General features: G+C 51.7%; 31 protein-coding genes. 9 read left to right on the top strand and 22 right to left on the bottom strand.

The window, feature by feature from the left end:
* Positions 1-114: 114 nt before the first annotated feature.
* The 4 genes from nrdR to VN23_RS07195 all read left to right on the top strand — a co-directional run bounded on the left by nrdR (position 115) and on the right by VN23_RS07195 (position 2,758).
* Positions 115-567, top strand: coding sequence for a transcriptional regulator NrdR (gene nrdR, locus VN23_RS07205; protein ID WP_046353013.1), 453 nt, complete (start codon positions 115-117; stop codon positions 565-567).
* Between the two features lie 192 nt (positions 568-759).
* Entirely contained in the window at positions 760-1,887 is a 1,128-nt protein-coding gene (gene ribD, locus VN23_RS07200) for a bifunctional diaminohydroxyphosphoribosylaminopyrimidine deaminase/5-amino-6-(5-phosphoribosylamino)uracil reductase RibD (RefSeq protein ID WP_046353014.1), read from the top strand.
* Entirely contained in the window at positions 1,877-2,050 is a 174-nt protein-coding gene (locus VN23_RS21335; protein WP_082752662.1) for a YfgJ family double zinc ribbon protein, read from the top strand. Before ribD ends, VN23_RS21335 begins: the two co-directional genes overlap by 11 nt.
* Positions 2,051-2,758, top strand: a complete 708-nt coding sequence (locus VN23_RS07195) for a riboflavin synthase (protein WP_046353016.1) — start codon at positions 2,051-2,053, stop codon at positions 2,756-2,758. It abuts the gene before it with no gap.
* 90 nt (positions 2,759-2,848) lie between these two features.
* Here the strand turns inward: VN23_RS07195 and VN23_RS07190 are convergent, their stop codons facing one another.
* The 20 genes from VN23_RS07190 to VN23_RS07095 form a co-directional block, all read right to left on the bottom strand.
* The gene (locus VN23_RS07190) at positions 2,849-3,283 is read right to left on the bottom strand and encodes a hypothetical protein (protein ID WP_046353017.1); all 435 of its coding nucleotides are present in this window, start codon (positions 3,281-3,283) and stop codon (positions 2,849-2,851) included.
* A 244-nt stretch (positions 3,284-3,527) separates the two neighbouring features.
* Entirely contained in the window at positions 3,528-4,754 is a 1,227-nt protein-coding gene (locus VN23_RS07185; RefSeq protein WP_046353018.1) for a beta-ketoacyl-ACP synthase, read from the bottom strand.
* 102 nt (positions 4,755-4,856) lie between these two features.
* Positions 4,857-5,588, bottom strand: a complete 732-nt coding sequence (fabG, locus tag VN23_RS07180) for a 3-oxoacyl-ACP reductase FabG (protein WP_046353019.1) — start codon at positions 5,586-5,588, stop codon at positions 4,857-4,859.
* A gap of 226 nt (positions 5,589-5,814) precedes the next feature.
* A complete protein-coding gene (locus VN23_RS07175) occupies positions 5,815-6,276 on the bottom strand; it encodes an ApeP family dehydratase (protein ID WP_046353020.1) in 462 nt (153 codons plus the stop codon).
* Positions 6,263-7,450, bottom strand: a complete 1,188-nt coding sequence (locus VN23_RS07170; protein WP_046353021.1) for a beta-ketoacyl-ACP synthase — start codon at positions 7,448-7,450, stop codon at positions 6,263-6,265. Before VN23_RS07170 ends, VN23_RS07175 begins: the two co-directional genes overlap by 14 nt.
* A 160-nt stretch (positions 7,451-7,610) precedes the next feature.
* Complete coding sequence (locus VN23_RS07165) at positions 7,611-8,153, bottom strand: DUF3261 domain-containing protein (RefSeq protein ID WP_046353022.1); 543 nt, start codon at positions 8,151-8,153, stop codon at positions 7,611-7,613.
* Complete coding sequence (locus VN23_RS07160; protein ID WP_046353023.1) at positions 8,141-9,364, bottom strand: NAD(P)/FAD-dependent oxidoreductase; 1,224 nt, start codon at positions 9,362-9,364, stop codon at positions 8,141-8,143. Before VN23_RS07160 ends, VN23_RS07165 begins: the two co-directional genes overlap by 13 nt.
* A gap of 405 nt (positions 9,365-9,769) precedes the next feature.
* On the bottom strand, positions 9,770-10,039 hold the full coding sequence (locus tag VN23_RS07155; RefSeq protein WP_197433046.1) for a hypothetical protein: 270 nt from the start codon (positions 10,037-10,039) through the stop codon (positions 9,770-9,772).
* The gene (locus tag VN23_RS07150; protein WP_046353024.1) at positions 10,036-12,396 is read right to left on the bottom strand and encodes an MMPL family transporter; all 2,361 of its coding nucleotides are present in this window, start codon (positions 12,394-12,396) and stop codon (positions 10,036-10,038) included. The genes VN23_RS07155 and VN23_RS07150 overlap by 4 nt, the downstream gene beginning before the upstream one ends.
* Positions 12,374-12,985 (bottom strand): outer membrane lipoprotein carrier protein LolA, encoded by a 612-nt coding sequence (locus VN23_RS07145; RefSeq protein WP_052746735.1) that lies wholly within the window; start codon positions 12,983-12,985, stop codon positions 12,374-12,376. Before VN23_RS07145 ends, VN23_RS07150 begins: the two co-directional genes overlap by 23 nt.
* Complete coding sequence (locus VN23_RS07140; RefSeq protein WP_046353025.1) at positions 12,982-13,419, bottom strand: acyl-CoA thioesterase; 438 nt, start codon at positions 13,417-13,419, stop codon at positions 12,982-12,984. The genes VN23_RS07145 and VN23_RS07140 overlap by 4 nt, the downstream gene beginning before the upstream one ends.
* Positions 13,409-14,953, bottom strand: coding sequence for an HAL/PAL/TAL family ammonia-lyase (locus tag VN23_RS07135; RefSeq protein WP_046353026.1), 1,545 nt, complete (start codon positions 14,951-14,953; stop codon positions 13,409-13,411). The genes VN23_RS07140 and VN23_RS07135 overlap by 11 nt, the downstream gene beginning before the upstream one ends.
* The gene (locus tag VN23_RS07130; RefSeq protein ID WP_046353027.1) at positions 14,940-15,911 is read right to left on the bottom strand and encodes an acyltransferase; all 972 of its coding nucleotides are present in this window, start codon (positions 15,909-15,911) and stop codon (positions 14,940-14,942) included. Before VN23_RS07130 ends, VN23_RS07135 begins: the two co-directional genes overlap by 14 nt.
* Positions 15,908-16,645, bottom strand: coding sequence for a glycosyltransferase family 2 protein (locus tag VN23_RS07125; protein ID WP_082752659.1), 738 nt, complete (start codon positions 16,643-16,645; stop codon positions 15,908-15,910). The genes VN23_RS07130 and VN23_RS07125 overlap by 4 nt, the downstream gene beginning before the upstream one ends.
* 11 nt (positions 16,646-16,656) lie before the next feature.
* Positions 16,657-18,390 (bottom strand): AMP-binding protein, encoded by a 1,734-nt coding sequence (locus tag VN23_RS07120; RefSeq protein ID WP_046353029.1) that lies wholly within the window; start codon positions 18,388-18,390, stop codon positions 16,657-16,659.
* Entirely contained in the window at positions 18,383-18,916 is a 534-nt protein-coding gene (locus VN23_RS07115) for a membrane protein (protein ID WP_046353030.1), read from the bottom strand. The genes VN23_RS07120 and VN23_RS07115 overlap by 8 nt, the downstream gene beginning before the upstream one ends.
* 1 nt (position 18,917) lies before the next feature.
* The gene (locus VN23_RS07110; RefSeq protein WP_046353031.1) at positions 18,918-19,175 is read right to left on the bottom strand and encodes an acyl carrier protein; all 258 of its coding nucleotides are present in this window, start codon (positions 19,173-19,175) and stop codon (positions 18,918-18,920) included.
* Positions 19,176-19,248: 73 nt separating this feature from the next.
* Positions 19,249-19,509, bottom strand: coding sequence for a phosphopantetheine-binding protein (locus VN23_RS07105; protein ID WP_046353032.1), 261 nt, complete (start codon positions 19,507-19,509; stop codon positions 19,249-19,251).
* Positions 19,496-20,278, bottom strand: a complete 783-nt coding sequence (locus VN23_RS07100) for a lysophospholipid acyltransferase family protein (RefSeq protein ID WP_046353033.1) — start codon at positions 20,276-20,278, stop codon at positions 19,496-19,498. The genes VN23_RS07105 and VN23_RS07100 overlap by 14 nt, the downstream gene beginning before the upstream one ends.
* Positions 20,271-20,990, bottom strand: coding sequence for a beta-ketoacyl synthase chain length factor (locus tag VN23_RS07095; protein ID WP_046353034.1), 720 nt, complete (start codon positions 20,988-20,990; stop codon positions 20,271-20,273). The genes VN23_RS07100 and VN23_RS07095 overlap by 8 nt, the downstream gene beginning before the upstream one ends.
* 351 nt (positions 20,991-21,341) lie before the next feature.
* Between VN23_RS07095 and ribBA the strand changes: the two genes are divergently transcribed.
* The 5 genes from ribBA to VN23_RS07070 all read left to right on the top strand — a co-directional run bounded on the left by ribBA (position 21,342) and on the right by VN23_RS07070 (position 24,952).
* On the top strand, positions 21,342-22,448 hold the full coding sequence (gene ribBA / locus VN23_RS07090; protein ID WP_046353035.1) for a bifunctional 3,4-dihydroxy-2-butanone-4-phosphate synthase/GTP cyclohydrolase II: 1,107 nt from the start codon (positions 21,342-21,344) through the stop codon (positions 22,446-22,448).
* On the top strand, positions 22,448-22,921 hold the full coding sequence (gene ribH, locus VN23_RS07085) for a 6,7-dimethyl-8-ribityllumazine synthase (RefSeq protein ID WP_046353036.1): 474 nt from the start codon (positions 22,448-22,450) through the stop codon (positions 22,919-22,921). Before ribBA ends, ribH begins: the two co-directional genes overlap by 1 nt.
* Complete coding sequence (gene nusB / locus VN23_RS07080) at positions 22,918-23,385, top strand: transcription antitermination factor NusB (protein WP_046353037.1); 468 nt, start codon at positions 22,918-22,920, stop codon at positions 23,383-23,385. Before ribH ends, nusB begins: the two co-directional genes overlap by 4 nt.
* 111 nt (positions 23,386-23,496) lie before the next feature.
* Positions 23,497-24,456: a thiamine-phosphate kinase gene (gene thiL / locus VN23_RS07075; protein ID WP_046353038.1), complete on the top strand. Its 960-nt coding sequence runs from the start codon at positions 23,497-23,499 to the stop codon at positions 24,454-24,456.
* On the top strand, positions 24,446-24,952 hold the full coding sequence (locus VN23_RS07070; protein ID WP_046353127.1) for a phosphatidylglycerophosphatase A family protein: 507 nt from the start codon (positions 24,446-24,448) through the stop codon (positions 24,950-24,952). Before thiL ends, VN23_RS07070 begins: the two co-directional genes overlap by 11 nt.
* 75 nt (positions 24,953-25,027) lie before the next feature.
* On the opposite strand, the gene VN23_RS07065 is transcribed toward VN23_RS07070, so the two are convergent.
* Both VN23_RS07065 and VN23_RS07060 read right to left on the bottom strand, forming a co-directional pair.
* Complete coding sequence (locus VN23_RS07065) at positions 25,028-25,396, bottom strand: hypothetical protein (RefSeq protein ID WP_046353039.1); 369 nt, start codon at positions 25,394-25,396, stop codon at positions 25,028-25,030.
* Between the two features lie 610 nt (positions 25,397-26,006).
* Positions 26,007-26,552, bottom strand: coding sequence for a hypothetical protein (locus VN23_RS07060; RefSeq protein WP_046353040.1), 546 nt, complete (start codon positions 26,550-26,552; stop codon positions 26,007-26,009).
* Positions 26,553-26,622: the final 70 nt, after the last annotated feature.

Below are 26,622 nucleotides of genomic sequence, written 5' to 3'. Positions count from 1 at the left end.
AAACTGTGGCTAAGTCAGATGCTTGATTTTCTCTGTGACCCTTTGTGCTCTCTGTGTCCTCTGTGGTTCAAGATTTAGCTTCAGTTCTATTTTCTTGTTCTTTGCGGGGTTGTGATGAAGTGCCCCTTCTGTGGTTCCCCTGATACGCTGGTTGCTGACTCGCGTGTATCTGATGAAGGCGACTTGGTTCGCCGTCGCCGTCGTTGTCCGATTTGTGATAAACGCTTTACCACGTTTGAAACCGCCGAAGTGCGCTTGCCGCAGGTGGTGAAACAAAATGGTCAGCGTGCCGAATTTGATCGGGAAAAAATCCGTACCAGTTTCGAGCGCGCCCTGCATAAACGCCCTGTGCCGACGCCCTTGGTCGACGAAGCCATCCTACGCATTATTCAAAAAGCTTTGTCATTAGGTGACAGAGAAATTATGAGCCGCCAGATTGGCGAAATGGTGATGTCTGAACTCGCCAAGCTCGATAAAGTCGCCTACATCCGCTTCGCCTCCGTATACCGCTCCTTCCAAGACGTCGACGATTTCCGCGATGTGATTCGGGAAGTGAGTAAGGAATAAAACACCTCTGTATGTTTAACCTTCAAAGTTTATTTTCGCTTGCAAAATCTTGAACCACAGAGAACACCGAGAGCACAGAGTTTCACAGAGAAAGTCCAAGTTTGGTTTTCTCTGTGAAACTCTGTGTCCTCCTTTTCCTCTGTGGTTCAAGATGTGGGTTTTGTTATGCCTGTGCTCGTGCTTAGGAAGCCAATGAACGCGATCGATCATCAATTTATGCAGCTGGCTTTGCGGCAAGCAGCTTTAGGGCAGAATAGTGCGACGCCTAATCCCTGCGTGGGCTGCGTATTGGTAAAAGACGGGCAGGTGGTGGGTGCGGGCTTTAGTCAGCCTGCGGGTGGTGGTGTGGTGAAGGGGGCTCCTGGTGCGCATGCTGAAGTCATGGCTTTGAGTGTTGCGGGTGATTTGGCACGCGGTGCTACGGCTTACGTGACGCTAGAGCCTTGTAGCCATCATGGCCGCACACCGCCTTGCGCTGATGCCTTGGTGAAAGCCGGTGTAGTGCGCGTGGTTGCCGCGCTGACAGATCCTAATCCGCTGGTGGCGGGCCAAGGCTTGACGCGCTTGGCGGCGGCAGGGATTGAGGTGGAGTCAGGCGTTTTACACGCCGCCGCACTTGAGCATCACAAAGGTTTTATCAGCCGCATGCTGCGATCCCGCCCTTGGCTGACGGTAAAAATGGGCGCAAGTCTGGATGGCCGTACGGCACTGGTTAATGGGCAATCGCAGTGGATTACCGGCCCGGCGGCACGATCTGATGTGCAAAAACTACGTGCCCGATCTTGCGCCATGCTGACTGGTATTGGCACGGTACTGGCGGATGACCCTCAGCTAACGGTGCGGGAATTTACGGTAGATAGACAGCCGCTGCGTGTGGTTGTTGACAGCCAGCTTAGAATGCCGATCAAGGCAAAGTTATTTAATCAAGCGGGCGTATTGATTGTGGGCGCTCAGGATGACGAGCCAAAGCGTCAGGCTTTAGAAGCCGCAGGGGCCGAAGTGATGATTTTGGCCGATGCGCATGGCCGTGTTGATTTGACCGCCTTACTCAATGAATTAGGCCGCCGAGGCTGCAACCAAGTAACCGTTGAGGCGGGCGGCGTTTTAGTTGGGGCGCTATTTCAAGCGGGGCTGGTGGATGAAATGCTGCTTTATCAAGCACCTGTGATGATTGGTGACACGGCAAAAGGCATCGCTACGCTTGATTTGTCCGACCTAAACCACAAGCTACAAGCTAAGGTATTAGAGCGCCGCCTATTTGGAGACGATTTACGTCTCACCCTGCGGTTCACTGATATTGGAGAATTTTATGCCGAATGAAAGCGTGCAAGAAGCCGTGCCGATTTGCCCTGATTGTAAGCGGCCCCTCGATGTGATCGCGGCTTGCGGCTCGATTAGCTACTTTTGTGATCATTGCAATTTACTCAAGTCTTCGAAGCGTGTGCGCGAAGCAAATCCAGAACTCTTTAAGGAAACTGAATAAATGTTTACGGGGATTGTGCAAGGTGTTGCTCAGATTGAAGCGATTGATGACAGGGAAGGTATCCGTACATTTCGCATCGCTTTTCCGGCAGGGTTTTGCAAAGATATTCAGATTGGCGCCAGCGTGGCGATTGATGGCGTTTGCCTGACGGTTACCGAGATCTTTGCGGATGATAAAGCCAGCTTTGATGTGATGTTGCAAAGTTTACGCGTAACCTCCTTAGGGCAATTAAAAGCAGGTAGCCATGTCAATGCCGAGCGCGCCGCCAAAGATGGTGCCGAAATCGGCGGTCATCCGCTCTCCGGCCATGTGGACTTTGCCGCCACGCTGTTAGATATTCGTAAAGATCAGGAAAACTGTTGCTTTAGAATTGGCGTGCCCAAAGCCGGGATGAAATACATTTTCGCCAAGGGGTATATCGCCCTGGATGGCGCCAGCCTGACGGTATCGGACACCAATAAAACAGATTGCTGGTTTGAAGTATGGCTGATCCCCGAAACCCGCCGCATGACCATTTTTGAAGGTAAGCGCGTTGGCAGCGTATTCAACGTAGAAATCGAGCGCGCCACACAAGTGGTAGTCGATACCGTGCGTGATGCGCTAGAAGAAAAACTCGGTGCGCTCATGCCCGCACTGGAAGCCCTACTCGCCCAGCAGGGCGTGGATGTTTACACGCTGGCTGAGCCTGTGGCTTTGAAAAAGCCTTAGGCCTAATAGCAGATATTTATTGAAGGAGCGTGGGCAAGTATTTATGCCCACACACCGACGATCTATGCGCGTGGGCATGAACCCTGCATATTACTCCGCCACTTTGGCGTAGCGACCTTTTAATGCTACGCCAATGATAAATCCACCTGCATGGCATTCAATGGTGGTGTCGCTTTTTGTTTCGTTCTTCTTGTAATAACTCACCAAATCCACCACAGCATTTGCGCCTTCGCGTTTGGCTGAATTCTGAAAAGAGATCAAGGCAGAAAGTGCGGCCCATTTGCAGCCAAATTCATCGCTTTTACCTAAGGCATTGGTTTTGGGATTTGAAATATCTTCAGAAAATTGCTGGGTAATTGGCGGTGTTTTTTGCCCTGCCAAATAAAACTTAACCGAACCATCCAATTTACCCTGAGCCTCTGGCATTGCCAATACATCGGCCAATGGGATTTGTAATACGGTATCGCGTGCAAATGCAGAAGTCGATAACAAACCGGCGATTAATAAAGTGGCAAATTTTTTCATTTTTATTCCTTGGTGTGTTTGCTTGATTGTAATAACTAGGTATATGAACAAAACCCAAATCTTGAACCACAGAGAGCACGGAGTTACACAGAGAAAACTAAGAAAATAGTTAACCCTGCTAACCCAAGCTGCAAAATAGAGTCATTTGGGATCTTGCTTAGTGCAATGTCTTTACGCTTTCTTAACGCTTTTCTCTGTGCCCTCTGTGTACTCATTGATCTCTGTGTCTACAGAACTTTTAGACTTAAGCCCAGCGCTTAAAAATCAGCGATGTATTGATCCCGCCAAATGCAAAGTTATTGCTCATGACGATATCGCATTCAATGGCTCGCCCTGTGCCGGTAATGTAATCCAGTGCGGCGCAGCGCTCGTCAGGCTCGGTTAGGTTAATTGTGGGAGCGAACCAGCCGCTGTTCATCATCTCGATGCTGATCCATGCCTCTAATGCCCCGCAAGCGCCAAGGGTGTGGCCCATATAGCTTTTGAGCGAGCTAATTGGCGTGTGCTCACCAAATACCTCATGGGTGGCTTTCGATTCGGCGATGTCGCCATGATCGGTGGCGGTGCCGTGGGCATTGATATAGCCAATATCGCTAGGCTGCAGCGCTGCATCTGTAAGGCTTAGGCGAATGGCTTGGGCCATGGTGGCGGAGTTGGGGTGAGTCACATGCGTGCCATCGCTATTGCTGCCAAAGCCAGCAATTTCTGCATAAATATGGGCGCCGCGCGCCAGTGCGTGTTCCAGCTCTTCCAGCACCAGCGTGCCAGCGCCTTCGCCAATCACCAAGCCATCACGTTTTGTGTCAAAAGGGCGGGGCGTGGTTTCGGGCGTGGCGTTTTGTACGCTGGTGGCAAATAGGGTGTCGAAAACCGCCGCTTCGGTGGCATCCAACTCTTCAGCACCACCGGCCAGCATGGCAATCTGCTTGCCGAATTTGATGGTTTCGTAGGCATAGCCTATGCCTTGGCTGCTAGATGTGCAGGCGCTAGAGGTGGTGATAATGCGGCCGGTAATGCCAAAAAACACGCCGATATTTACGGCTGCGGTGTGCGACATCATTTTGATATAGGTGGTGGCGTTAATGCCTTCGGTGGATTTTTCTGCAATCATGCGGCCAAAGTCACCAATGGCTTTGGGCGTACCAGCCGATGAGCCATAAGAAATGCCCATCTGGCCACTTTTAACCAGAGGATCATTGAGTAGACCCGCATCGATCAGCGCCAATTCACTGGCGCGAGTCGCCATTAGCGCCACGCGTCCCATGCTGCGCGTGCTTTTGCGGTTGTAATGCGCTGGCAGCTCAAAGGGCGCGGCAGGTGCGCCAAGTTGGGTGTTAAGCCCTTCAAAAACCTGCCATTCTGGCATGATCTGAATGGCGTTTTTGCCTGCTTTAAGCGCCGCTTCTACGGTTTTCCAATCATGGCCAAGCGGGCTGATCGCCCCGATGCCAGTAATCACAACGCGCTTCATCTTATAAGGCCTCTTTAACTGAAATCTGTAGCGACTTCTCTGGTTTGGTCTGGCCATATGCGGGGGAGTGACTGGCCCCGATGCCGGTAATCACAACGCGCTTCATCCTATTAAGCCCCCATTGACTGAAATCACCTGACGCGTGATATAGGCGGCGTCGTCTGACATTAAAAAGCTAACGGCTGCGGCCACTTCTTCGGGTTTGCCCATGCGCTTGGCCGGGATGATTTTCAGCGCTTCTTCTAATACACGCTCGTCTACCATTTCGGTGTCGATCAAGCCGGGTGCTACGCAGTTAACGGTAATGGCACGGCTGGCTAATTCCACCGCCAGCGCCTTGGTCGCGCCAATAATCCCTGCCTTGGCTGCGCTGTAATTGACTTGACCACGGTTGCCAATCAGGCCAGAAACAGAAGACAAAGTGACGATGCGGCCGGGTTTTCTCTGCCGCACCATCGGCATGGTCAGCGGGTGCAATACATTGTAAAAACTATCTAAATTGGTATGAATTACCGCATCCCAGTCTTCTGGGGGCATGGCGGGGAAGGCATTATCCATTGCGATGCCTGCATTGCAAACCACACCGTAGTAGCAACCATGCGCTTCGATATCGGCGAGTAAAACTTCTGCGGTCTGGGCGCGATTGGTCACATCAAATTGCAGAACGCGGCAGTTTCGGCCTAGTGCGGTGATTTCGGCTGCAAGTTCTGCGGCGGCGTCGATGCGGCTCTTGCAATGCAGTACGATATCAAAGCCATCTTTGGCCAGCCGCTTGGCAATGGAGCGCCCAATGCCCCGGCTGGAGCCTGTGACTAGAATTGTTTTATTAGTCATGCTTGTTTCTCATTGTTTATTTTTAATTATTTGAGTACGTACAAGGAGCTAAATCTTGAACCACAGAGAAAAAGGAGGACACAGAGCACACAGAGAAACCCGGCCTATTTTTGTGATTTTCTCTGTGTTCTCTGTGTTCTCTGTGCCCTCTGTGGTTCAAGACTTAGCGCTCTTGCTCTTGCCGCTTTTCTCTACTGGGGACGCTTTTTTACGCCCTTATTTAGCTTTAACCCTTAGCTCGCTCCGCTAAAAACGCGCTGGCATCCAGTGGCTCAAATACGGTGAGTGCGGCTTGGGCGACTTCTTGTTGGTTGATCAAGATTTGGCAATCAAATTGCCCTAAGCCATTGTCGGCCTGGAAAGCGCGGCTAATCCGGATGCGTAGCACTTGGCCCAGCGCAAATTCGCTGACGCTACAGCTATAGCGGCGGCTGCCGAGTAAGAAACCGATTTTAGGCGTTTGCCCAGCTAATCGAGCTTGCCAGCCTGCCCATGCCGCGACGGTTTGTGCCATATATTCAACGCCTACCCATGCGCCCACGCCTGTGCCGGTAAAAAACAGATTGTCTGCGTTTATGGTGACTTCGCATTCAAAATGCGTGTCGTTGCCCGCGATGGCGCAATCGAGTAAAAGCATCTTGCCAGAGTGCGGCATGATATCGCTGATGGCGTATTCAATGGGCTGCATGGTCACGTCCAAAAATCAAACTTGCATTGCTGCCGCCAAATGCAAAGGAGTTGCTTAAGGCGTAGCGTGGCGGGCGGGCGGGCTTGAAGGATGGCTTGACGAGTGCAAGCGGGGCAATTGCGGGATCTATCTCGCCATCCCACCAATGGGGGGGGAGTTGCCCTGTCTTGAGAGCCAGCCAGCAGATCGCCGCTTCAATGGCTCCCGCTGCACCCAGCGTGTGGCCGGTTAAAGGTTTGCTTGAGCTGCACGGTGTGTGGCTGCCAAATAGCTGATAAATAGCAAGGCTTTCCATTGCATCATTTTGCTGTGTTGCCGTGCCGTGCAGATTGATGTAATCGATATCGGACGCTTGTAAGCCTGCTCGATGGAGCGCGGCTTGCATGGCAGTGCTTGCGCCTTTTCCGTCCGGTGCGGGAGCTGAAATATGATGCGCATCCGAGCTTTCCCCCCAGCCTAGGAGCGTCACGGCGTCGGACTCTTCCATTAAATCTTTACTCATTAGAAACAGTGCCGCGCCTTCGCCAATATTAATACCGTTGCGATGAATGCTCATCGGCTGGCAGCGATCCGCGCTGATGGATTCCAGCGACGAAAATCCCGCCACGGTAAAATCACAGAGCGAATCCACGCCACCACAAATCACGGCATCACACATCCCCGCATTCAGCAGCCTTGCCGCGCTCGCCATGGCTTTGGCGCTGGAAGAACAGGCGGTGGAAACCACCATTGCAGGGCCAGCCAGCCCCAAGAGGGTGCTGAGCGCGGTAGCAGGCGAGCCTAGCTCTTGCTGTGCAATATGAAAATGGGCGGGTAGCTGGCCTGTGGCCTGATGCTGGGCAATTGCAGCTTGCGCCTCACCAATGCCTGAAGTGCTGGTGCCTAAGACCACGCCTATCCGCGCCACACCAAAGCGGGTAATCGCTGCATCCACCGCGGGGCGAATTTGCGCTAAAGCCGTGAGCAGCAGCGCGTTATTACGGCTGTGCAGCTTGGATGGCAGCGCATCTTGCGAAGCCAGCTCGCTTGTTACTACGCCTAGATGCAGCGTTTTTCCAAGGCAAGCATAGGGCGCAACACCGCTAGGCGCATCGGCAAAAAGGGCTTGGCGCAGCTCATCAATGCCGTTACCCAGCGCACAAACAATGCCAAGCTGATTTAAATAAATACTCATCGCGAGCGGTGCTTCCTTATTTAAAAACCTTAGGTTTGTAGACACAGAGAACACAGCGTTTAAAAGCAGCACACAGAGAAAACCTTGAGAAAAAATTCTTTAGGTTTTCTCTGTGTGCTCTGTGTTCTTACCGTTCTCTGTGTCTACAGATCTTTTGCGTTCAAGGTGTTTCTTTTGAATCAATCACCAGCCGATAGTGCTCTAGGGTGTTTTCTAATTCGGCTTTGCCGGCCCAGTGGGGTGTGGCGTGGTAGCGGATGGTGATGGCGTTTTCTTGGCCTAGCGTCAGTTTTCTGACGTTCCCTTCTTCGCTTAGTGTCCAGCCCTCTGGCAAGGCGGCCTGAATGGCTGCTTGCGGCCAGTAAACCAGTTGCACATCACGCAGCACACGCTGCTCGTCTACCTCTTTGGGCAGCAGGGCATGGCGGCTGCTTGTCAGCGATTGCCCGTCCCAGCTTACCGTAAGAATACGCTGCCCCAGTGCAAAGCCTGCTAACTGAACTTGCTCCGGGCTGATTTCCAGTAAGGCATCCAGCGTTTTGGGCACGGCGCTATTGGCTGGCAAGGGCGTGACGCTCAGTCTTTGCGTCAGGCTGACCGATCCGGCGAAGGCCGCAGGAGCCAAGCGCAAAGCGGGCAAACTCATCTTGGGGGCACTTGCGCAGCCGCCCAGCAAGGTGAGCAGGATGATTAAGCCGCGCACAATTGCTCCAGCGTTTTTAAGCGCTTAGGCTGCGCCACATAGGGATTGTTTAAATCCCATGCGTAGCCCGCCAAAATGGCCGAGATCATTCGGCGTACATCGGGTGATTGGTCTTGATGAAAGATTACATCCTGAAAGCCGCCTTCGTACCAACTGCTCACAAAAGCCCTAAATGCATCGACGCCCGCTTTCAGAGGGTCGGCATAATCTGACTGCCAATTGACGGCTTCACCTGCAAATTCGCGCTCAATGGCTGCCGCAGCTAGCGCCGCAGATTTAACTGCGATAGTGACGCCACTAGAGAAAACCGGATCAAGAAACTCACCCGCATTGCCCAGCAAGGCAAACCCTTTACCGTGCAAGCTGCTGACATTGGCGGAGTAACCGATTAACTGGCGGGCAGGCGTATCCCAAACGGCGTTTTTAAGTACAGCAGACAGGGTGGGTACTTCGGCGATAATGGCTTGTAGGCGCTCGGTTTCGCTACCTTGATATTTTTCTAGGAATTCTGGTTTGGCAACTACACCTTGCGAGCAGCGGCCATTCGAAAAAGGAATGGTCCAGAACCACACGTCGTGGTGATCTGGATGCACGCTGATCAGAATCTTATTCCGATCAAAACCCTCTTTTGAAATGCGATCTTCGATATGGGTGAAGTAAGCACCGCGCACAGGGAAGTCGGAAGGCGTTTCCAGCTTAAGCAGGCGGGGCAGAATTCGGCCAAAGCCACTGGCATCCAGCAAGAACCGAGCGTTAATTTGGTAAGTTTCTGTGGCCGATTGCACGGTGATCCGTGGCTGATCGCCTTCCAAATCAACCGCAATCACTTGTTCCTGATAGCGGATGACTGCGCCTGCTTTTGCCGCGGCCTTGGCTAGCACATGGTCAAAATTGCCGCGCTGCACCTGGTAAGTGGTGCCCCAGCCGCTTGAAAACTTATCTCTGAAATCAAAGGCGGTGGTTTGCTCGCCCCGCACAAAAGCCGCGCCATTTTTATACTGAAAGCCGGCCTCAATCACATCCTGTAAAAAGCCAGCCGCTTCGATGTATTCCATGCTTTGTGGCAAGAGGCTTTCGCCAATAGAGAAACGCGGAAAGGTTTCTTTTTCAATGATCAGTACCTGACGGCCTTGCTTACGCAATAAGCCTGCAGCCACCGAACCGGAAGGGCCAGCGCCAATAATGAGTATTTCTGTGTGTTCTATACGCATTTTATTTCTCTTTTGTATTTTTGGTTTTGTAAGTTCAGCTAATCGTGTTGCTTGTGGGGTGGCTGCTATGCACCGGGTCGCCATTAGTGAAAGTAATGCGCTATGCAAAATCTTGAACCACAGAGAACACAGAGAGCGCAGAGTTTCACAGAGAAAACCAAGAGGGTGCTTAAGGTGTGGCTCGGAAACCCCCGTAAGACGTACACGCAAACCCGTCATTCCCGAGTGCTGTTATCGGGAATCCAGCCGCGTTGCTGGATTCCCGCCAAAGGCACGCGGGAATGACGATGTTTCGCCGCGAGTAGGAATACAAGCCAAGTCTTTAGGTTTTCTCTGTGGAACTCTGTGTCCTCCTTTTACTCTGTGGTTCAAGATTTTGCTGAGGTGGAATCTTCGCTTGGCGACTTAATGAATAAACTGCCCCGCTCTTAAAATGCCAATCAGGCCGACGATGATCCAGAATCCATTCAGTAGTGTGTAAGCAGAATCGCGTTTTAGCGCCGAACACCATGCCAGCATAATGGCGTCGACGGTGTTCAGGCTCCAGACAAACATAAACGGGCTGGCGGGGCCTAACCAGCTAACAAGGCTGAAGCTAAAGATACGCATCAGCACGCCGACCATCTCGATAGTGCGCAGGTGTTTGAAAATAAATAGATTAATAGTTGGGATCATTTTTCTGATGTAGTAAGTGGCATAAATGCCGGAGTGAAGAGCCAAGAAAGCCCGATGCCCAGCAGCATGGTTAGGCCAAAAGCGTGCAGGGCGGGGGTGGCAGATAGCGCCAGTAAACCAAAGGCAAGCAGGGTGGATGCGGCCGCCAGTGTTACTGACAAAAACGGTCTTGTTTCATGGCGATTGGGATTTTCGAGCAGGAAAATCCCATAATCCACGCCCATGCCTAAAATCAGCAGCAATGCCAAGATATTGAATAATTGCAGGGGCTGGCCCAGCAGCGCCAGAATGGCTAAGGCCAGACCACTGGCGAGCAAGGTGGGCAAAAGCGCCCGCCATGCCTGCCTGCCAAAGCGGTAGCTGAGCGCAGCAAAAACCAACAGATAGCTGAGTGCGATCACCCATGCCATCAGCACCCGATAGCGGCCCATGACGGTGGAAACTTCGGCTACTTTATCTACCCAGCGCACGCCTGCCACGCTTGGGGCAATTGCAGCCAGCTCTGCAAGCTGCGCTGGTTTGCTTACGCCACGTAGCAGCATCACGCTGGCGTAGCCGTTTTCAAATTTCCCTAGCCACTGATGGCGCAGCGGTTCTGAAACGGGAGCCGCCAGCCAGTTTGCAATCAAGAGCGGTGCTGCTGTTTTGAACGTTGGCGTCAGCGATTCGCCCAGTGCCAAGCTAGCCTTGGCCAGCACGCCTTGCTCGCCAAATACCATGCGTTCTACCAAGGCTTGGTTTTCTGCCTGCTGTACTAAGGAGGGCACCCAATCGCTGATCGCCTGATAGCCGCTGATACTGCCCTTGGCAATCAGAGGCGCAAGCCTGGTTTTGAGCGCTTCTTCCTGCTGCAGGACCGCTTCAATGCTTGCTCCGCGAATTAAATAAAACTGGGCTGGGCTGGGCAGATCGAGCAGCTGGCTGACTTTGATTTGCTGGGCAATCAGTGCGGGGGGCGAGTTTTGCAATAGCCGCACATCGTCATTGCTTTTGATGGATAAGCCTCCCCAAAGCAAGGTGATCGCCACGATTAAGCTAAATATCAGCGTTAAACGGTTGCGTCCTACACTGGGCCAGAGCTTGCGGCGACTGCCTATCCACAGCGACAAACGGGTGTGATTCATTTCCCCCTTATCAAAGAGTGGAAACCACCACATCACGGTCACAAAAGCGGCCAAGAGGCCAGTGGCGGAGAAAACGGCGATTTGCCGCAATCCAGGAAAAGGGGTGAGCGCGAGCAGCAAATAGCCGATGGCGGTGGTGAGCATCGCTAGCCACATCACCGGCGCTTGTGTTTTAAGCATGGCCCAGCGCTCTGCCGCAGGGCGGCCCTGGCGGCTGCTGAAATAATTGCTGCCGTAGTTTTCAGCCACGCCAACCAAGCTGGCCCCAAACACTAGGGTAATTAAATGCAGGCGGCCAAAGAATAGCGTGCAGACCGAAATCGCGGCGAGCAGGCCAATGGCAATTGATATGGTCACTAAAATACGCGGGCGGATAGCGCTAAAGGCAAAGACGGTGAGTAGCACAATGCCGATCATTGAGCCTATGCCTATGGTGTGGACTTCGCGCTCGGCTTGGCTGGCTGCCGCTGCTGCGTGCAAGGGGACGCCAACGCTTAAAACCTGCACTTTAGGCTGAGTCTTGAGTGCGGCGGCTTTGGCCACATCCAGTACCGGAATCAATGCCTGCTGCGCTTTAACTGAAAAGGCCGAGCCGCTTTGCTCTAGCGTCAGCAAAACATAGTTTTCTTCGATTGCTTCTGCTGATAAAGCGCGTAGCGATAAACGCCCATCCTTGATGCGTACCTTGCTCTCTGCCGCCCGCTCACCCAACCATGCGCCGAGTAAATTCAGCGGATCATCTTGCCATTCACCAAGGCGGGGCATGCCGATGCCGGGCTGATATAGGGCGGCAACGGCGCGCTGGGCCAGTTGATCGCTGCTGGTGTTTTTCAGCTGCTGGCGTTGCGAAGGGCTAAGCAGCTGATTGCGGTGAGGAATGAAAAAGCTAAGCCACGCACTTTCATCGCTCATTTTGTAACGCAGGCTGAGCGCTAGTTTGCTGCTCTCCAAAGATGCGGCGTAAGCATCGGCGGCAGTGAGCGCGCTTTCCCAATCCTGCCCGCCGATCAGCACCACCACGCGTTTGGACGCCGAGTCGCTGAGTTGCCGCGTGGCGTTTTGTACCGTCGGGTCGCGCTCATCCTGCGGCAGCATGGCGAGGATGTCAGTATCCAGCTGCAAATGACCAGACCATAGATAAATATTGTGGCCGATAAGGGCGAGCACGATGACCAGCCAGATTTTGGCTAGTAGTCGAATAGAGACTTGATTACTCAAAGCGAGCACGCTCATCCAAGCTGATGGCATCGGTATTTTGGGCGGTAAAGCGAATCAAGGTCTGATCGTTATTGGCTTCGTCCAGCAAAATACGACGCACAAATTGATCGCCAGATAGCTCGATTTTGCGCATGATTTTGCTTAAGGCTGCTTGCTTGGGGGTGAGTGTCAGCTGCCACGATTTACCGTTGATACTGCCTTCAATCTTAAATAACTCGCCCAAACTGCTGACATCGCCATTCATTAAAGAAAACAGCAGGCCATTAATCATCCGCACTGATGGCTCTTTGCTGGCGCTCAGGCGAAAAGCCACTGCGCCATCTTGCTTAGCCACAATCTCGTCACGACTCAGTTTAAGCGTGCTGGCAAAAGGTGTTTTGGTGCGCCAAAGCACGCCCAAATCACGTGCCGCTAAGAAATCACCACGCGACACTAAAGGCTTTTTAAAGCCGCTGACCTGTTTGTTTTGCTCAAAATCACCACGCAGAATCTCTGGCTGAGTAAGGCGCTCTTTAACGCTACTGGCTAGATCTGCTGCATGGCTGTTGATGGCGAAGAGGCTAAATAAGACGACTGCACATGACTGCTTAAAATTGATTTTCACTGCGGCTCCTCCACCCCAAGTCGCTCCCAGAGAATCGCCGGGCAAACATATTGCATTTCACCCGTATTCATATCGACAGCTACCTGAATGGTATGCGCCTGATTGATTTTCTGGCCGCTGACGGCGTCTTTAATCAGGTAGTTGATTTTTAAGCGGCTTTCCCATTCAACAATTTCAGCGCGCACGATGAGTTGCTGACCAAAGCTGGCGGGTTTTACGTATTTCAAGCGCATGTCCACAATCGGCCATGCGTAGCCGGATGCTTTCATTTGCGGATAATCGTAATTAAATTGGCTCAGCAGGGCGCAGCGGGCGATCTCCAAGTATTTGGGGTAATTGCCGTGCCAGACGATATCCATTGGGTCCAGATCATGAAAAGCTGGGCTGAGCGCAATTTCGATACTGAGGTGAGGATGAGTTGGCTTAGTCGGCATAGAGCACCCAGGTTTCTGCTCGAATATCCAAAATCAAGGCTTGCAGCTCTTTATCTAAAGCGCGGTCTTCCACCAGTAGCGGGATGCGATCTTCCAGATCGGCCTGCATGGCGGCAAGCGCTTCTGGTAGCTGCAGGTTTGGATCGATACGGCGGCGCAGGGCAATGCCCTGACGCGCAGCAATCAGCATGGCTGCGACCACTTGCTCGGTTAGCTCGAGCACACGTAAGGCATCGCGTGCCGCAATCGTGCCCATGCTGACTTTATCCTGATTGTGGCATTCGGTAGAGCGGCTAAATACCGAGGCTGGCATGGTTTGCTTGAGTGCTTCGGCGGTCCAGGCAGACACGCTGATTTGTAGCGCTTTTAAGCCATGATTAATCGCCGCGCGTGGGCCGGTGCAGCCAGATAAGTTGGACGGCAGGCCGTGGTTAAAGCGGGTATCAACGAGCAGCGCCAGCTGGCGATCGAGTAAATCGGCCAGATTGGCCACGGTGTTTTTGAGGCTGTCCATGGCAAAGGCAATATGCCCGCCGTAGAAATGCCCGCCGTGTAAAACGCGCTCGTTTTCGGCGTCGATAATCGGATTGTCGTTGGCGCTGTTTAGCTCGTTTTCGATCAATGTTCTGAAAAACGGCAGTGCGTCTTCCAGTACGCCAATCACATGCGGGGCGCAGCGCAGGGAGTAGCGATCCTGCAGCCGCTCGTCATTGCGGCTGGGCTGCGGGCTGGCTAAATCATTGCGGATACGGGCCGCCACGGCTTGCTGACCGGCGTGGGGTTTAACGGCAAACAGCGTTTCATCAAAGTGATTGGCATTGCCTGCGCTGGCGACGACATTCATGGCGGTCAGTCTGGCCGCAAGCTTACACAGGTAATCGGCACGCTGCCAGGCAAGGCAGGCCAGAGCGGTCATCACCGCTGTGCCATTCATCATGGCAAGGCCTTCTTTCGGGCGCAGGCGCAGCGGCTGGATATTCAGCTCTGCCAGTACATCGCTGGCATTGCGGCGCTCATTGCGATACATCACTTCCCGTTCGCCACACAATACGGCAGCCACATAAGACAAGGGCGTTAAATCACCACTGGCCCCGACCGAGCCCTCTGCTGGGATGAGCGGCAGGATGTCGTGTTTGAGCAGTGTTTCCAGTTGATCGAGCAGTGCAATACTCACGCCCGACATGCCTTGCGATAAAGACGCCAGCCGAGTCGCGATCACCGCGCGGCTTTCTTCTGGCGTTAAAAAGCGCCCGGCACCGCAGCCGTGATAGGTGTAAAGATGATGCGGCAGCTCGCTGATCAGCTCGGGTGGAATGGTCACGGTGCAAGAATCGCCATAGCCGGTGGTGACGCCATAAATCACGCCGTCTTCACGCAATAGGCGGTCTAGGAAGTCAGCGCCTTTTTGAATGCGCTGGCGAAATTCTGGCGCGGCTGAGAGCTGGGCGGGTGATGTTTGCTGGGAAATCGCGACAATCTCTTCGATACATAATCGTGTGCCATCAAAGGTGATGGCAGGCTTAGTGTTTGTCATGCGTTTGATCCCGTGTTTGATCCCAAAAAGCAAAAAAGTTAAACCAGTCGTAGGGCGAGCGTTTGAGTAGCGCGGTGATGGCTTGCGCGTATTGCGCTGCATAGCCCGCCATGGCGTCCTGACGCTGGCCGCGCGGCAAAATTACACGGCTGGCTAGTGTTTCAAAATGAATGTGATAGCCACGCCCTTCATGGATGCAGCCCAGTAAATAGAGCGGGCATTTTAAGAGGCTGGCTAAGATGTAAGGGCCAACCGGAAAAGGTGCGCTATGGCCTAAAAAGTCGGCTTGTACAGTTTGACTGGCAAAGACGGGAATACGGTCCCCTGCAATCACGACATATTCACCCGCAGCTATTTTTTCTGCGAGTACAACGGCGGTGGCAGGGCCGACTTCGGAGACTTCGATCAGCTGTAAGTCATTATCAGGATTGAGCCGCTTTAATAGCTGATTAAATTGTTTGGCGTGGCGGGTGTGCACCAAGATATTGAGGCGAATTTTACCGGTGTCCTCTGCCATGGCACGGCATAGCTCTAAGCAGCCTAAGTGGGCGGTGATAATCACTCCGCCCAAACCTTGCTCTGCGGCGGCGTAAAACGCTTCGCGGCCTGCGGTTCTGACATTGCTGAACTGATAGCGCCCAGAAACGGCCAGCAGCTTATCCAGCATGGTTTCGGCAAAGAGTGCGAGGTGTTTTAAGCTGTCCCGCCACGATGGAGCATGGCCTAGCGCACCAGTTGCGGCTTCGATACGTTGCAAGTATTGCATCGAGGCGTGACGTAAGGCAGGGCGGCAAGCCCATTGCACGGTAATCACCGGATAAAGGCAAAGCCGGAACGGCCAGCGGCCAAAGAGCTTGTGCACCCAAAAAAGTAGCCAGATGCCTGCGATAAAGGTGTTTTCGCTGATGTCTGCCCAGTGTTGTTGTGGTTTTGACCTATTTTGTGGAGATGAGCTCACGTGGAAAACTTCCTCCAGATGAGCAGCGGCGAGCGCAGCAACATTCCAACAAACAGCCTAGCGTGCATGCGCGAGATCAGCACATTATCGAGCAGGGCTTTAAAGTGGGAAACGCCATCGCTTGGATAGGTCACCTTGGTTGGTTGGTTGATAATGGGCATGCCGCGCCAGTACAGACGCACCGCAATATCAATATCAAAATCCATGCGTTTGCCGATATTGCGGCTATTAAACAGGGCAATGGTAGGGGCAAGCGGGTAGATACGAAAACCGCACATCGAGTCTTTAATCGCCAGCGACAGGGTGTTAATCCATACCCAGATATGGGTGGCATAACGACCATAGAGCCGCACTTTGGGTACGCTTTCATCGTAAATAGGACAGCCGCAAATCAAGGCGCGGGTGTTTTGCGTGGCCAGTGAAATAAAAGTGGGAATGTCGGCGGTATTGTGCTGCCCATCGGCGTCGATTTGTAAGGCATGGCTGTAGCCCATGTCGAGCGCACAGCGCAGGCCCGCCACCATTGCACCACCCTTGCCTTGGTTTTGCAGTAGCCGTACAAGGGTCACGCTTTGCTCAAGCTCTGCGTCTAGTTGATCTAATACAGCGGCGCAATCGGCATCGCTGCCATCGTCAACCAAAATGCAGTGCAGATCATGGCCGCGTACGGCATGCACAACCGCGCTGATGGCTTCGCCATGGTTATAAACAGGAATCACCACGCAAATTTTCATAAGGTCGGCCCTCATAGGGGGCCGCCCAATACAATGCGCCCGCTGGCATGCGTGCCCACGGCGGATACAAATTTAAATGTCAGCGTGGCCTCTTCGCCTTTATTGAGGGTTTTAAGTTCCAGCTGAATTTGGCTATTTGGAAGAATGACCTGCTGAAACTTCAGCACTTCCATACGTAAAAATTGCGCAGGCAGCTCAAAGAGCTCACGCGCTAAGCAGAGAGCCCAATCCACCTGTGCCACGCCAGGCAAGATAGGTGCACTCGTAAAATGCCCGTCAAAGAAGGGCGAGCTGGCGCTGACATCAATCGTTAGTTGCGCGGCATCTTTGCTGCGCTTGATCAGGCGCGCTTCGGGGTGGCGTGGGTCGAACAGGGCGAGCAGCGCGGCGTGGGTGGTCTTGCTCTGTGCATTGCTGGGCATAGCCCAGATATAGCGAAAGCGGCGCGGTAAGGCACTGGCATCGGTTGAATCTGCCAAGGCATCACGTAAGGCCTGATTCAGTGCCCGCTTGCCTTGCTCGTCCACTAAGCGCCAGCCTGCTTCATTGGGGCAGGCGAGCACCCCAAGAGAAAGCCGCGAACTGGGCAGGGTCGTTATGCCAAGAGAACGCGGTGAGCCGGGCAGGGCAAGAATGCGCACTTCATTAAGAAGCTGTGTGGCCAGCAGCGCCTGCTCCATGGCGTTAAGCGAAACTCGTTTTTCTTCAATTTTAATAATGCGATCGCTGCGCCCGAGTAACTCAAAGCCATTGGGGGTAAGTGATACGCGATCGCTGCTGGCTTGCCATGCGTCATCGCTTAGATGGGGTGAGCGCAAATGGAGGATGTCGTCTTCTACACGGATGGCAATGCCGGGGAGTGTTTTCCATGCAGTTTGATGGTCTTGCTGGCGCTGCCGCCATGCAATGCCGCCGGTTTCCGAGCTGCCATAGACTTCAATCGGCGCGCTGCCTAGCAAGGTACGGCAAGCAGGCAGGGCCTCAACGGGCAAAGGCCCGCCCGAAGAAAATACTGCGAGTAAAGATTGAGCTTGCCAATTGAGTTGCTCCGGCAGGCGCTTTAAATGGGCCGGGCTGGCAATCAGGATGGCGGGGGCGGGCGAGCAGGCGCTCAGTGCTGCGGCAATATCTTCAGGGAAAGCTAGCCTCGCCGTATCAAACACGCGCCCGGCTGATAGCGGCCATAGAATGCGAAATAAGAGGCCGTAAATATGCTGATGCGAGACCGTCGCCAGCACGCTTGCCCCAGTGCATTGCTTGCCAAAGCAGGCTTCAAGCGCGGCTACCTCGCTGACAAGCTGAGATAATTTTTTAGGAATAGCGCATGGCTCGCCGCTACTGCCCGAGGTATACACCACCAGCACCACCGCATTGAGATCAAGCGTTTGCTTGTCTGTTGCTTGAGCGGTAGCGGCAGAGATGGGCGAGAGCACGGCAGGCACATCACCGGCAAAGCCATCCACCGCTGCTTGTAGTTTTTGTAAAGTAGCGGGCAGGGCATCGCTAGGCAGGTAAACACATTTACCGGCATGCCAAGCGCCTAATAGCGCCGCTGCAAAGGTGGCGCTATCGTTAAAATGCAGCGCAAAGCGTGTGCCGCTGTGCTGACTAAAGGCTTGATGCCAACGGGCGACTTCTTCGCTGAAGCAGGCGTAATCAATGATATGCGCTGCGTTTTTTGCGACAGGATAGGTAGATGCTCTGCCGGTACGCAACAGGCGATCCAGGGAAATAAACTCAGTCATAAGCCGCTCTAACTCGCTGCCTGACGATCCATTCCCCCAGAAAGAGCGTACCCATCAAAATATAGGCGATCAATCCGTTGTACAGAGCCCAGGCCGCGTCCGACCAAAACGCGGTGATGAAGGCCGCGCAGCCGTTAAAAATAAAAAAACCACACCAAACTTGCGTCACTCGGCGCGTATAGCGCACGCCGCTGGCGGGTAGATCAGGCTCGCGTAATCGGGCCAGACGCTCAATGGCGCTGGGCGGGTAGGCGAGTGTCAGGGCAAAGGCTGCGCAAAGCACCGCATTCACCAAAACAGGGTAAAGCTTGAGCGGCAAGATCTGATTGCTCATAAAGCTTGCCGCAGCCAGCAAGGCAGCGCCTGCAGCGGCAATTAGCCAGATTCTTTCGCTTGTGAGCAAGGCACGAGTCAAAGCCATGGTGACCAGTAATAGCGCCAGCCATTTGGGCTCGAAATGGCCCAGACCAAAGTAAATCAGCACAGGGTAAGCGAGGGTAATGATTCCTAAAATGAGGCCACGCATTTTAGGCTGCAGATTTTTCTTGCATCAGCTCATAGAGTGCATCGACGACATCTTGCAAGGTACGCACGGCTTTAAACGCATCGGGATGTAAGCGTTTACCAGCTATGGGCTTAAGTTTGACGATCAGATCAACCGCATCGATGCTGTCGATATCTAAATCTTCGTACAGGCGTGCTTCAGGGGTGATTTTGCTGGCTTCGGTATCAAAAGTTTCTTGCAAAATAGCACTAAGACGTTCGAACGTTTCTTGCTTGGTCATGAGGTATTCCTTGCTACACATGTACTTGTTAGTTACTACGGTTGGCGCTAACAAAGACGGGTTGGGGCGCTTGTTAGCTGCTGCGTGCCGATGAAACAAAGGCTGCTAATGCTTGCACGCTGGCAAAATGCGCGCGGGTTTCACTTGAATCGGCAGACAGGCTCACACCATAACTTTTTTGTAGCGCTAAGCCCAGCTCTAAGGCATCAATCGAATCCAAGCCAAGGCCATCGACAAATAGCGGTGCACTCGCATCGATATCATCTGGGCTGAGGTCTTCAAGGTTGAGGGCAGAGATAATCAGTTGTTTAATTTCTTGTTCAAGCGCCAACATGGGCGGTGTTCTCCGGTAAAAAATAGTCATGCAAATATTGAGTGAGCTGACGAGCGGCAAGGGCTGTTTCGCCTCCTGCCTGCTCTAAAAAGGGAGCAACAGCAATATCGTCCCCAATCTCCAGCGTAAAAATCATACGGCTGACGGGCACTTTCCACCAAGGCAAACCCTTGGTGAGGCTGAGTGGCTGGCAGCGTATGGTAATGGGGGTGATATCACACAAGCCGCGTAAGGCAATATTGGCAGCGCCTCGCTGTAGCTTCATTGTGCCATCTGTGGCGGTGCGCGTGCCTTCAGGAAAAATAATCAAATCATTACCAGCGTGCACAGAAGCAATGCAGTCGTCGATGAGCTGCGAGCCAGAATTATTACAAATATAAGCCGTGCCTTTAATGGGGCCGCGGGTAAAGGGGTTTTGGGTCAAGCCTGCTTTAACCACGCAATCGGCGTTTCTAACGAGTGAAATTAAAAATACCACGTCGATTAAAGTGGGGTGATTGGCCAGAATCAATCGCCCGGGGCGCTGCAGTTTTTCAATGCCTCGAATGCTGTAGCGCAAAATGCCCAGTACACGCATTAATTCAATAAAAAACTTAAAAGCGTAATGAACCGTTAAGCGAGCAAGGCGCGTTTTTTGTGTGCTACAGCCCACGAATAAATGCAAGAGAGGAAAGAAAACCAAGCCCAGCGCCAAGCCACCAAGGCCAAACGCTGAAAAAGCGAGTGCAGTCGCAAAAATCCGCCAGCTTCTTTCCAGTGCCTTAAGCATTTCTCTGCCAGACCCAAGTTCGCGCGCCCACGGTATGCTGATATTTGGGGCGATCGGAAAGTAAAAAACGCAGTGCTGCGATGCTATTCGGTAGATCGTCTCTCGCGTGGTTTTGCTCACTCACTTTGCTGCTCAGGCTGATTCCTTGCTCTGATTTAACCAACTGGCAGGCAAAGGCGTGGGGGAAGCTAGGGCTGTCGATAAAAATATGGTGAGGCGACGGCAAGGGCTCGTCGTAATAAACCAGTAGCACGCTGGCCGCGCCATCGGCCAGGAGCGCCAAGGCTTCGGTGAATGCGGCCTCTACTGTTTCTTGGCCTGCGGCAATCGCGGTATAGCTGGCCGTCTCTTTGCGGGCAATTGAAAATAAGGCAGAAATAGCGTTATGCACCGACATACTAAACGCAGTCGGAGAAACGGTATTACTTTGTGCTAATTGATTGAGTTGTACTACTGATTGCGCAATATCGCCATAGCGGGAAGCAAAAATAACAGGGCAATGCGCCACTTCATCGCTGGCCCAATAAGCCACTTGCAAGGCCATTTTGCCTAAGCGGCCAACCCGGCGGCGCAGCATGACCGGCATTTCGCTTAAGCTGGGGGTTCCATCTTCGAAATGAAAATCCGGAGCCTTTAGCCAGCTTAGCCATGATGCTTGCTCATCCAGGCTAGGCGCCCATGCTGCCCATTTGGCAATCTGAAATTGAATCATTATTCCAATCGTTTGGCTTGTTTTTATAAATAGCGAATGGAATGAATTAAATAACTCGTGAATCCATCGTTTTAATAAGTGCAATAGAGTAAAACTAGGACGCGAGGATAGCAGAGCAGTCAGTTGAAAGAAAGCGTCTTGCCCGATTGGCATATCTTTTGAATGCTGAATTTATACAGTAGACGTATTTTTACACTTGAGAAAAATGGCTTGCTTATGGTTTATCCCCTGCCGATCTGGGACAATGGCGGCTTACTGCCCGTTGAATAGCGTTGAGATGGCTAGAAAAGACGCAGCAACGGGTAAGGCTGAGTTACTTCTCTGAAGTTTAGTGATCTTAAAGGTGCGGCTATGAGCGTCAATATCTCCCCAGTCCAAGAAATTATTGAAGAATTACGCGCCGGGCGCATGGTGGTACTGGTTGACGAAGAAGATAGAGAAAACGAAGGCGATCTGGTGCTGGCCGCAGACTTTGTGACACCAGAAGCGATTAACTTTATGGCCAAGCATGGACGCGGCTTGATTTGTCTGACGCTCAATGCCGAGCGCTGTGCTCATTTAGGCCTAGCGCCTATGGTTCGCGCCAATGGATCGAGTTTCGGAACTAACTTTACCGCCTCGATTGAAGCGGCTGAAGGGGTTACGACCGGCATTTCTGCGCATGATCGCGCTTTAACTATTAAAAAAGCCATCGCTTTTGATTCTAAAGCCAGCGATATTGTGCAGCCAGGGCATGTGTTTCCGATTATGGCGCAGCCAGGCGGGGTATTGGTTAGAGCAGGGCATACCGAAGCGGGCTGTGATCTGGCCGCGCTGGCCGGTGTAACGCCTGCCAGCGTGATCTGCGAGATCATGAATGACGACGGTACAATGGCCCGTTTGCCTGAACTTTTAGTATTTGCTGAACAGCATCAGCTAAAAATTGGTACTATCGCCGACCTGATTCATTATCGCAGCCGTACCGAGACCCTTGTGGAGTGCGCTGGTCGCCGCACAATTACCACGTTTGCCGGTGAATTTGAGCTGGCGGTTTATCGCGATAAGCTCACGTCTGCCAGTCATTTGGCACTCATTAAGGGCAAGCCAAGCGCTGACACCGAAACACTGGTGCGTGTGCACGAGCCTTTATCGGTGATTGATTGGATGGATTTAGGTCAGACTGGGCACTCGTGGGATGTGAAGTCCTCTTTGGAGGCGATTGCCAAAGCGGGCTGTGGCGTGATGGTGCTCTTGCACCGCTCTGAAGATGGTAATGATTTATTGGCTCGCGCCTTGCCGGAATTAGGCTTAAATGAAAATAAGAAATGGGATTTGCGCACCTATGGTATTGGTGCACAAATGCTAAAAGACTTAGGTGTGGGTAAAATGCGCCTATTGTCGCCGGAGCGCCGTATCCCTAGCATGACGGGCTTTGGTTTGGAAATTACTGGCTTTGAACTATCTCAAGGAAAAAAATAATGAGCGTCGCTGCAAATATTCCTTTTATTGCACCTAATCTTGCTGGCAATGGATTACGGATCGGCATTGTAATGAGCCGCTTTAATACACCGGTTTGCGAAGGTTTACGCGATGCTTGCGTTGCAGAACTGAAAACACTGGGCGTGGCTGAGCAAGATATGCTGATCACCACCGTGCCGGGCGCTTTGGAAATCCCTCTGGTTTTGGCTGCGATGGCCGAATCAGATCGCTTTGATGCACTGATTGCTTTGGGCGCAGTGATTCGAGGCGAAACCTATCATTTTGAGCTGGTTGCCAATGAATCAGGCGCCGGTGTAAGCCGTATTGGACTCGATTACGGTATTGTTGTGGCAAACGCCATATTAACCACTGAAAACGACGAACAAGCAGAAGTGCGTGTGCTCGAAAAAGGCACAGATGCAGCGCGTGTCGCCGTAGAAACAGCGAATTTATTAAAGGCATTACAAGCATGACCGAAGAAGTAGCAAAACCAAAATCAGCCCGTCGCCGCTCACGCGAATTTGCCGTGCAAGGGATTTATCAATGGCTGTTGGCTGGTGATAATGTCGGCAATATTGAAGCCTTCTTGCGTGAAAGCAATACCAGCTTTGCCCGCGCTGACGAAAAACTATTCCGTTCCATCCTGTTTGGCGCAATTAAGGATATGAAATCCTTGCAAGATGCCATTGCGCCTCACGTTGACCGTCCTATGGATGAAGTCAGCATGGTAGAAGCATCAGTATTGTGTGTGGCTGCCTATGAAATTATCTCTATGCCAGAAACTCCATACCCGGTGATTATCAATGAAGCGATTGAGTTGGCCAAAACCTTTGGCGGCTTGGATGGCCATAAATTTGTTAATGGCGTGCTGGATAAATTAGCGGCGCTGGTGCGTAGCGAAGAAGTCAGTGCAGGACGCGCTAAACGTCATGGTTAATAGAGGTTTAGTTTGATAAAAAGACGGGCCTAGCCCGTCTTTTTTTGCTTACAATTTTGAAAATACACGCTCTGTATTGCGCCTTATCTATCTTGTGGATTTGAAAACGCTTTGAACGAATTCGATCTGATTGCTCATTATTTCAAGCGTCCCGCCAAAAATGCCGATTTAGGCGTAGGGGATGATGCGGCCTTGGTGTCAGTTGGCACTGGTCATCAGCTGGCGATTTCTGCCGATATGTTGGTTGAGGGAAGGCATTTTTTCCCTGATGCCGATCCCGAACGCTTGGGGCGCAAAGTGCTGGCCGTTAATTTGTCTGATCTTGCCGCTATGGGGGCAACGCCTAGCTGGTTTACGCTATCGCTGGCGCTGCCTAAAATCGACGAGCCTTGGTTGGCTGCATTTAGTCAGGGCTTATTGGCTATGGCCGATGAGTATGATATCTCCCTGATTGGCGGCGATACGACCCGTGGCCCGCTGACGATTGCCATTCAGGTAGCGGGCAGCTTGCCTCGTGGGCAAGCCCTGCTCAGAAGTGGTGCAAGGCACGGGGATGAAATCTGGGTGTCAGGCTCATTGGGGGCGGCCGCAGCGGCGGTGATGCATCGTACTGGGCGTATTAAGCTGGTAGACGAGCTTGCTAAGCGCTGCGATCTGCGTCTGGATCTACCCACTCCCCGTATTGCGCTAGGCCAGCGTTTACGTGGCATAGCCAGCGCCGCGCTGGATATCTCTGATGGCCTATTGGCTGATTTGCGGCATATTTGTGAGCAATCAGCGTGTGGTGCTGAAGTGTGGCTAGATGCTGTGCCTTTTGCTGAGGATCTTAATGTCTTGCCCGAAGCGCTGCGGCAAGAGGCGTTTCTTGCGGGGGGGGATGATTACGAGTTGTGTTTCACGGCTTCACCCGATCAGCATAAGGCGATTATTTCCCTAGGGGCCGAGCTCAATTTAGGGCTTACTTGCGTTGGCAAAATAATTCACGGCCATACTGTGCAATTACTTGATGCTAATAAGCAGCCTTTACCCATTACTTTTCATGGATTTGATCATTTCGCCTATGAGTCATAAACAAGCCCCCTTAGTGCGCCCGACATGGCGTTTCTTATTTGTTCATCCTGCGCATTTTATTGCTTTTGGTTTTGGTAGTGGTTTAGCTAAAAAAGCACCTGGCACGTTTGGTACGCTCGCAGCCTTGCCGATTTACGCCATTTTAATGCAATGGCTTTCTCCTTTAGCGATTGCGTGGCTTTGTCTGCCTGTGTTTGTGATCGGCTGCTGGGCGAGTGAAGTAACAGGTAAAACGCTGGGCGTGCACGATTATGGCGGTATTGTGATCGATGAGATTGTGGCAATGTGGCTGGTGCTGCTCTTTGTACCGGTGAGCGCTGTTGGCTGGGGGCTGGCGTTTGCAATGTTCCGTTTCTTTGATATCTTAAAGCCTTGGCCCATTTGCTGGTTTGATTTGCGGGTGCCTGGCGGCATAGGCGTGATGATTGACGATATCCTTGCTGCGGCATATGCCATATTAGCTTTGCTGGCAATTCAGCACTTTTACCCTCTGTAAATAGCTCAATGATTTGTTCTGTTAAATAAAAAACGCCCAATTGGGCGTTTTTTTTATGGGTTATTTAAAGGTGAGTTATTTCGTTCTATGTAAACCTTTGCTAATTAAAGTAATAATGCCAAGGCTGATTAAGATATAAGTTTCCGGTTCTGGAACAGAGCCATGCTGCCTGCTTATATTTGGATTGCTGAATTTGGGTGTAGTGGCATTGAGTGCCGTATCTATTGCCCTTAATTGTTGCCAATTTGCTATTTTGGTGGTTTTTTCTTTTTTAAGAAATGGAAGGCGTTGTTGTGAAAACTCAATAAAATGATCGCCATTTTGTAGCACTGGATTCATTTTGTTAAATTCTTCAGTATGTTTTATTTCAAGCAAGCTAGCGTGTGTAAAGCTTGTGATGAATAAGCTAAATACAATGTATTTTACTAATCGTGCATATTTCATTTCGTGCCCCTTGGTTGCCAATGTTTGCGTGGCAGGAGCTATTTCAGCTTAAAACAAAACAGCAATCAAATTGTTTCTTATTGGCCAAAAGTTCTTTGGTATTAGAGATAATTGGAGTAGAAAAGTGAAGTTTTGCTCAGTTTTACCTAAAATCAGAGCGTAAAACTTAAAAAACAGGCCGCTCATCGCAATGTGATGCCATGTATCGTTTTTTTTGTGGTTGATAAAAGCAGCTAAGCGATTTTTTTAAATACAAGCCAAGCTTGCTTGCCAGAGATAAAGGGAGGATTGGTATTAGCTAAAAATAAGCGCCAGTGATTCAAATCATAACAAAGAGCAGGTGTGTTTTTTTACTAAATTTGAACGGTAGCAAGTACTTAGCTGCAGCTTGCCCAGCCTAGAGCGTGTTTTTAATGAGCAGCTTTCACCGTTAAAGTTGCTCCCACGAAGGGCATTGACATGTTGTTGGAGCGGCTAGGTTTGTGATGGTGAATGAGTATCGGCTGCTATTTGGAAAAACGCACCAAGTCAGTAAGGATCAGCTTGCCAAGCCGCGCCTTTACTTACTCTTAGCGGTGCAGGCCCCCTTTAAAAATAATTATTTAGACAGTTATTGTGTCGAATAAATAACAAACTGGGCCACGCGGCTAAGCGGCGTTGCGGCGTCAAAGCGAAAATCAATATAGTTAGCGTCATCAGCTGCAAGTGTCTGTTCAACTTTTTGACTGCGACCGATTTCATTGCCTTTTTCATCCAGTGCACGTAATTGCAATTTGCCATTAAATGCCTGCTCACTTAGCACATAAACCTTTAAGCCTTTTTGGCCATCGGCATTTTTTTCTTGTAGTACTGCGCGTTCTGCTTTTAATTGCTTGCTTTTTGCACTTTCGCTCAATTGAATTTTGAAGTCGGCCTCTACGGAATCAACACCTTGCGCCATTCCCTTCATTACACCGCCTACGCCTTGGGTAATGCTTCGTGCGGCATCTTTGCCGTCCTTTTGGAGCGCATCACCAAGGCCTTTTGCCATGGCCGCTTTATCTTCAACCAGCTCGGCCCCTTTGCTATGTTGCTCTTTTAACTCTTCTTCACGGCTCTGACCGCAAGCGCTAAGTAACAGGCCCAGGGTAAGCGCTGTCAAAATACGGTTTTTCATTCTTTATTCTCCAAATGACTGACATTGCCGGGCATTAAGGACTTTCTTTTTAAAAATACAATCATTTTGT

Origin of the sequence: Janthinobacterium sp. B9-8, from assembly GCF_000969645.2 — a bacterium.
Classification (GTDB): domain Bacteria; phylum Pseudomonadota; class Gammaproteobacteria; order Burkholderiales; family Chitinibacteraceae; genus Iodobacter.
Note: the sequence above shows the minus strand (reverse complement) of the source record. Positions and strands in the feature narration are given on the sequence as shown.

Excerpts from the sequence above, each read along its gene's own strand:
- nrdR (WP_046353013.1), top strand. The coding sequence starts at position 115 with ATGAAGTGCCCCTTCTGTGGTTCCCCTGATACGCTGGTTGCTGACTCG.
- ribD (WP_046353014.1), top strand. The coding sequence starts at position 760 with ATGAACGCGATCGATCATCAATTTATGCAGCTGGCTTTGCGGCAAGCA.
- VN23_RS21335 (WP_082752662.1), top strand. The coding sequence starts at position 1,877 with ATGCCGAATGAAAGCGTGCAAGAAGCCGTGCCGATTTGCCCTGATTGT.
- VN23_RS07195 (WP_046353016.1), top strand. The coding sequence starts at position 2,051 with ATGTTTACGGGGATTGTGCAAGGTGTTGCTCAGATTGAAGCGATTGAT.
- VN23_RS07190 (WP_046353017.1), bottom strand. The coding sequence starts at position 3,283 with ATGAAAAAATTTGCCACTTTATTAATCGCCGGTTTGTTATCGACTTCT.
- VN23_RS07185 (WP_046353018.1), bottom strand. The coding sequence starts at position 4,754 with ATGAAGCGCGTTGTGATTACTGGCATCGGGGCGATCAGCCCGCTTGGC.
- fabG (WP_046353019.1), bottom strand. The coding sequence starts at position 5,588 with ATGACTAATAAAACAATTCTAGTCACAGGCTCCAGCCGGGGCATTGGG.
- VN23_RS07175 (WP_046353020.1), bottom strand. The coding sequence starts at position 6,276 with ATGCAGCCCATTGAATACGCCATCAGCGATATCATGCCGCACTCTGGC.
- VN23_RS07170 (WP_046353021.1), bottom strand. The coding sequence starts at position 7,450 with ATGAGTATTTATTTAAATCAGCTTGGCATTGTTTGTGCGCTGGGTAAC.
- VN23_RS07160 (WP_046353023.1), bottom strand. The coding sequence starts at position 9,364 with ATGCGTATAGAACACACAGAAATACTCATTATTGGCGCTGGCCCTTCC.
- VN23_RS07155 (WP_197433046.1), bottom strand. The coding sequence starts at position 10,039 with ATGATCCCAACTATTAATCTATTTATTTTCAAACACCTGCGCACTATC.
- VN23_RS07150 (WP_046353024.1), bottom strand. The coding sequence starts at position 12,396 with ATGAGCGTGCTCGCTTTGAGTAATCAAGTCTCTATTCGACTACTAGCC.
- VN23_RS07140 (WP_046353025.1), bottom strand. The coding sequence starts at position 13,419 with ATGCCGACTAAGCCAACTCATCCTCACCTCAGTATCGAAATTGCGCTC.
- VN23_RS07135 (WP_046353026.1), bottom strand. The coding sequence starts at position 14,953 with ATGACAAACACTAAGCCTGCCATCACCTTTGATGGCACACGATTATGT.
- VN23_RS07125 (WP_082752659.1), bottom strand. The coding sequence starts at position 16,645 with ATGAAAATTTGCGTGGTGATTCCTGTTTATAACCATGGCGAAGCCATC.
- VN23_RS07120 (WP_046353029.1), bottom strand. The coding sequence starts at position 18,390 with ATGACTGAGTTTATTTCCCTGGATCGCCTGTTGCGTACCGGCAGAGCA.
- VN23_RS07115 (WP_046353030.1), bottom strand. The coding sequence starts at position 18,916 with ATGCGTGGCCTCATTTTAGGAATCATTACCCTCGCTTACCCTGTGCTG.
- VN23_RS07110 (WP_046353031.1), bottom strand. The coding sequence starts at position 19,175 with ATGACCAAGCAAGAAACGTTCGAACGTCTTAGTGCTATTTTGCAAGAA.
- VN23_RS07105 (WP_046353032.1), bottom strand. The coding sequence starts at position 19,509 with ATGTTGGCGCTTGAACAAGAAATTAAACAACTGATTATCTCTGCCCTC.
- VN23_RS07100 (WP_046353033.1), bottom strand. The coding sequence starts at position 20,278 with ATGCTTAAGGCACTGGAAAGAAGCTGGCGGATTTTTGCGACTGCACTC.
- VN23_RS07095 (WP_046353034.1), bottom strand. The coding sequence starts at position 20,990 with ATGATTCAATTTCAGATTGCCAAATGGGCAGCATGGGCGCCTAGCCTG.
- ribBA (WP_046353035.1), top strand. The coding sequence starts at position 21,342 with ATGAGCGTCAATATCTCCCCAGTCCAAGAAATTATTGAAGAATTACGC.
- ribH (WP_046353036.1), top strand. The coding sequence starts at position 22,448 with ATGAGCGTCGCTGCAAATATTCCTTTTATTGCACCTAATCTTGCTGGC.
- nusB (WP_046353037.1), top strand. The coding sequence starts at position 22,918 with ATGACCGAAGAAGTAGCAAAACCAAAATCAGCCCGTCGCCGCTCACGC.
- VN23_RS07070 (WP_046353127.1), top strand. The coding sequence starts at position 24,446 with ATGAGTCATAAACAAGCCCCCTTAGTGCGCCCGACATGGCGTTTCTTA.
- VN23_RS07065 (WP_046353039.1), bottom strand. The coding sequence starts at position 25,396 with ATGAAATATGCACGATTAGTAAAATACATTGTATTTAGCTTATTCATC.
- VN23_RS07060 (WP_046353040.1), bottom strand. The coding sequence starts at position 26,552 with ATGAAAAACCGTATTTTGACAGCGCTTACCCTGGGCCTGTTACTTAGC.